Below are 4,152 nucleotides of genomic sequence, written 5' to 3' on the forward strand. Positions count from 1 at the left end.
CATCGGTATTGAACCGGATAGCGTTGCCTGTTGACCAGCCGCTGCCCCAACCATCGGCTTTCAAGGTGAAATAAGGCACTCCCGCTTCCGGGTTAATTGGAGCGGTATCCGTTGTTGTGCTGCCGTTAGCTATGATCCCGAGCTTTTCCTCTACAATCTGAAAATACCTTCTGGCTGAAAAAGTTCTTTACTCTGGCCTGAAGATCGCCATAGACCACCGCACTGCTCACCGTGGTTTCGGAGGCGGGTAAATCCCAAGGCACCGGGGAGATAATGGACAGATCGCCATTAATCTGAACATCGCTTAAAACGCTCATGTGCTCGACCCGATCCTTAATGGTGAAGGGTGCAGCCAGTGGGTTACTGCCAAGATCAACCAGGCTCAACGGATCAGCAAAGGTAACGGTGCCTGCCTCTCTATCGACGGTATATTGATCGCTGGCCAGCAAAGCCCCGCTGCTATCTTCCACCACTATTTCTGCCTGATGGTCACGTACCAGGTTAATCACCTGTCCTGCGATTGGTGTACCTGCATCGGTGGCTGCCGTATGACTGATAACCACAATGTCCCCGGCTCGATAGATGGGAACCTTGCCATCGGGAGGCAGACGCACCGGGTCAAGGCCGATCAGTTCAGCATCGAGCGGCAGGCTGGTTTCCACCACGCAGTTATAACGGACGCTTTGCGGGATGACATAAATAGGATTAGCGCCATCGGTAAACTGAAGCTCGCACCAGCCTGTGGTTACGTCGATGTTTCCGACCACTTCTGCGGTATCAAACTCTCCATTAAAGTCAGCTGTCGCCGTAATAATATCCCCGTTATCCACCCGGACCGCCGTTAGCTGCAAGCTGCCCTGACGGATCGGAGCGCCGGGTGTACGGAAGGCCACCGCATCTATTCCAAAGCCCACACCGATGGTTGCCGCTGCCTGAATGGTGGCCGTGTTGACGGTGCCAGCCGGATAGTTGGCCAGTGTTGCCAATCCGCCGCTGTAATCGACTCTGCCGACCTGAATACCGGCATTGGTTTCTGTGCTCAGGTTTTTATAGAGCGAGCCGTCCCGGTCAAAGTAGGTTTCACCGTTCCATTCAAAGACCACGCTGCCGGGGAGCAGAACGACATTGTCCATCAAAGGCAACAGATCAATAGTTAGCTCTGGCGAGGTAATATTCTCGTTATAAGGCGCATGACTCAGGTTACTCGCCTGTGCAATGGCGGTGATGGTGCTGCCGTTAAAGGTTTGGACTTTTGGGACGTTGGTGGCCTCGACCTCCCTGATTTTACCACCAGCGTAAGTTCTTACCCGCCATTCTGGATAATTGTAATTCTGCAATGCCAGAATGGTGGTTCTAATCGTCACCTCATTATCATTTTGTGCCACATAGCTGAAAACAATGGCACTGTCTGGATCGGGCAAAGCATCGAGCGTGATTGCCGCCGAGCCAGTTGCAAAGAGAATGGTGCCGGTTCCAGAACCAATCATCTGCCCATTACCTGAATCCCGGATATCCTGCCATTTGCCGAGGGCGATATAGCTGACCACCAGTGTTCCCGGCCTTGGCTTGGCCTCGGCCATGTTCAGGGTGTAATTGAAACCTCGGTTCTGGTTAGAGACCGGGATAGCCCCACTGATTGCAGCACCGGTAATCGCCACCGCTGGCTGATAGGAGGCATTGGCTGTGGCCGTTGTATAACTGCTCGCTCGCCAGACGTTAATCTCCCCGAGACATAATCCACGGTCAATTTGCTGTAATTATTGGTGCCGATTTTATGGAGCAGACTGCCTGCGCCGTTATCCTCGAAGGTGCCACCGTCCAGCGACAGGGTCAGGGTTCCGGGCAAAACACCCCGCTGGAGGTAGGTACGGCTCTGGTTGCCGCTGATATGAACAAAGCGACAGCTGATGGATCGGTTGCTGGCCGAAGTCGCCACCATCGTCTTGCCGGTATAGCCACCGTATTGATCCAGCAACGGGCTTTCTACCTTGGCGCTCGGCACCAGAGGCGCCTAAACGCTCTCGGCCTTTAGCGTCAGGTCGCCTGCGGTAATGTTGGCGCTCATTTGCTGAATTCCGTAATAGCGGGAGGTGTCGGCTATCTGCGTTTCCTGAATGCGGCTCGTTTCTTCTTCTGGCTCGCCGGGTACGGGAGATGCTCCGATAAAAGTCGTCACCAAAGGAGCGCTAATCTGCATTTCCACCTTACGCCGGGTAAAATCTATATATTCCGCTCCAGTGAAATAGGTAAAAGTCTCAACGGAATAATCAACGGCAGTAATACGGATAAACTGGCTGATTTTTTCATCCGGTGTAATCAGCTTATAGACCTCGCCAATTTCAGGAACCGCCCATTCCTCCCGCTGATAGCCCACAATGGAACGCTGACCTTCCAGCTGATCGCCGACCAGTTCCCACGATGCCTTGATACCAGGAACCACATAACTTTCTATTCTGTCCCTGGCATCGAGGCGCTCATCAGTCTGACTGTCGGTATTGAACAGTAACACCGAGACATTCTTATCCTTGGGAGGCTCGGTCAGGATCAAATGACTGCCGAGATAGATGTCATTGTTATCGGTGCTGATCCCGATAAAGGCCTTCCGCAAGGCCACATCACCAATGGTCCGGTCAATTCGTGAAATATCCTGAAAGAGATTATTGACGTTGCCATCAATGACCTCGCTGCCAGTGACCCGGCCGCCACCGTCTTCTTCATCCGTGAGTCGCTGGCTTTCGAAGAGTTTCACATCATCATGATTAATAGTCATATCAAATCCTTATGCTTTTTTTGATGTAAATAGTGAATGGGTTGTTTCAGGAAGGAACTTGTGTAACGTAGCGGGAGTCTTAAGCTGTGATTCAATAACTTAATGAATTTATGAATTAATGACTGATCCAGATTTTAACTTACAAGGCTGTTATTCGAATGTTCTAACTGCATATGACGCTGCTATGCCCTGCGGTAAGTCACTTTCCAAGGGCTGTACACAAAAAAACGCTACAGCATTCGGTCAGAAAGTGGAACAAACGCCCCCAATCAATAACACCTCAATACCCGATGAGGATAGATTCCAAAACCGATTCGATGATTCAAGAATTAAACAAATGTCAATCACTATTCTTGATTCTAAAGAAATCTGTCTGGATGAGCCCTTTGAATTATCCGTAAGACCAGAAACATTTCAAAAAGCCGATAGTGGCACTGCATCAGAAATTGTTAATAACAGCCATCAGTATTCTAACGTGATGGAGCAAATCAGTCCGATAATTCACGCTGATAACTTGAGTAATAAGTCTGTTTCAAACCCACCAGAAAAAATAACTGACAACAAAGCCTCTCGGTTGGAGCGCCGAAGGAAGTACCAAAGGGAGCGTCGCAAAGATCCCGCTTTCGCAGAGCGCGAAAGGGAGCGCAAAAGGGAGTACCAAAGGGAGTACCAAAGGGAGCGTCGCAAAGATCCCGCTTTCGCAGAGCGCAAAAGGGAGTACCAAAGGGAGTACCAAAGGGAGCGTCGCAAAGATCCCGCTTTCGCAGAGCGCGAAAGGGAGCGCAAAAGGGAGTACCAAAGGAAGCGTCGCAAAGATCCCGCTTTCGCAGAGCGCGAAAGGGAGTACTACAGGGAGTACCAAAGGGAGCGTCGCAAAGATCCCGCTTTCGCAGAGCGCAAAAGGGAGTACCAAAGGGAGTACCAAAGGGAGTACCAAAGGGAGTACCAAAGGGAGCGTCGCAAAGATCCCGCTTTCGCAGAGCGCGAAAGGGAGTACCAAAGGGAGCGTCGCAAAGATCCCGCTTTCGCAGAGCGCAAAAGGGAGTACCAAAGGGAGTACCAAAGGGAGTACCAAAGGGAGTACCAAAGGGAGTACCAAAGGGAGTACCAAAGGGAGCGTCGCAAAGATCCCGCTTTCGCAGAGCGCAAAAGAGAGTACCAAAGGGAGCGTCGCAAAGATCCCGCTTTCGCAGAGCGCATAAGGGAGTACCAAAGGGAGCGTCGCAAAGATCCCGCTTTCGCAGAGCGCGAAAGGGAGTACCAAAGGGAGTACCAAAGGGAGCGTCGCAAAGATCCCGTCCTCGCACAGGGGCACAGAATCTATATGAATACTTACAACAGAATCAAAAAACAAACCGCCAACAAGGAAGAAGCTTCAAAGC

Annotated in this window: 4 protein-coding genes; 1 reads left to right on the forward strand and 3 read right to left on the reverse strand. The window is 51.2% G+C overall.

Annotated elements, in window-relative coordinates:
- Nucleotides 1-125: 125 nt before the first annotated feature.
- Genes J7438_RS24635 through J7438_RS24645 form a run of 3 tightly spaced genes read right to left on the reverse strand, consistent with a single transcriptional unit; the run spans nt 126 to nt 2,770 of the window.
- Nucleotides 126-1,580 carry a hypothetical protein gene (locus J7438_RS24635; RefSeq protein ID WP_209278696.1) on the reverse strand — a complete coding sequence of 485 codons (1,455 nt, stop codon included), beginning with the start codon at nt 1,578-1,580 and terminating at the stop codon, nt 126-128.
- A gap of 2 nt (nt 1,581-1,582) precedes the next feature.
- Entirely contained in the window at nt 1,583-2,002 is a 420-nt protein-coding gene (locus tag J7438_RS24640; protein ID WP_209278697.1) for a hypothetical protein, read from the reverse strand.
- A 9-nt stretch (nt 2,003-2,011) separates the two neighbouring features.
- Entirely contained in the window at nt 2,012-2,770 is a 759-nt protein-coding gene (locus tag J7438_RS24645) for a hypothetical protein (RefSeq protein ID WP_209278698.1), read from the reverse strand.
- A 337-nt stretch (nt 2,771-3,107) separates the two neighbouring features.
- Here J7438_RS24645 and J7438_RS24650 point away from each other — a divergent pair.
- The coding region (locus J7438_RS24650; RefSeq protein WP_286196909.1) for a putative RNA-binding protein at nt 3,108-4,152 on the forward strand (1,045 nt) is incomplete at its 3' end.

It is taken from the genome of Thalassotalea sp. G20_0 (genome assembly GCF_017744175.1).
Classification (GTDB): Bacteria; Pseudomonadota; Gammaproteobacteria; order Pseudomonadales; family Endozoicomonadaceae; genus Endozoicomonas.

Coding starts and splice junctions, on each gene's coding strand:
- J7438_RS24635 (WP_209278696.1), bottom strand. CDS start 1,580: ATGGCCGAGGCCAAGCCAAGGCCGGGAACACTGGTGGTCAGCTATATC.
- J7438_RS24645 (WP_209278698.1), bottom strand. CDS start 2,770: ATGACTATTAATCATGATGATGTGAAACTCTTCGAAAGCCAGCGACTC.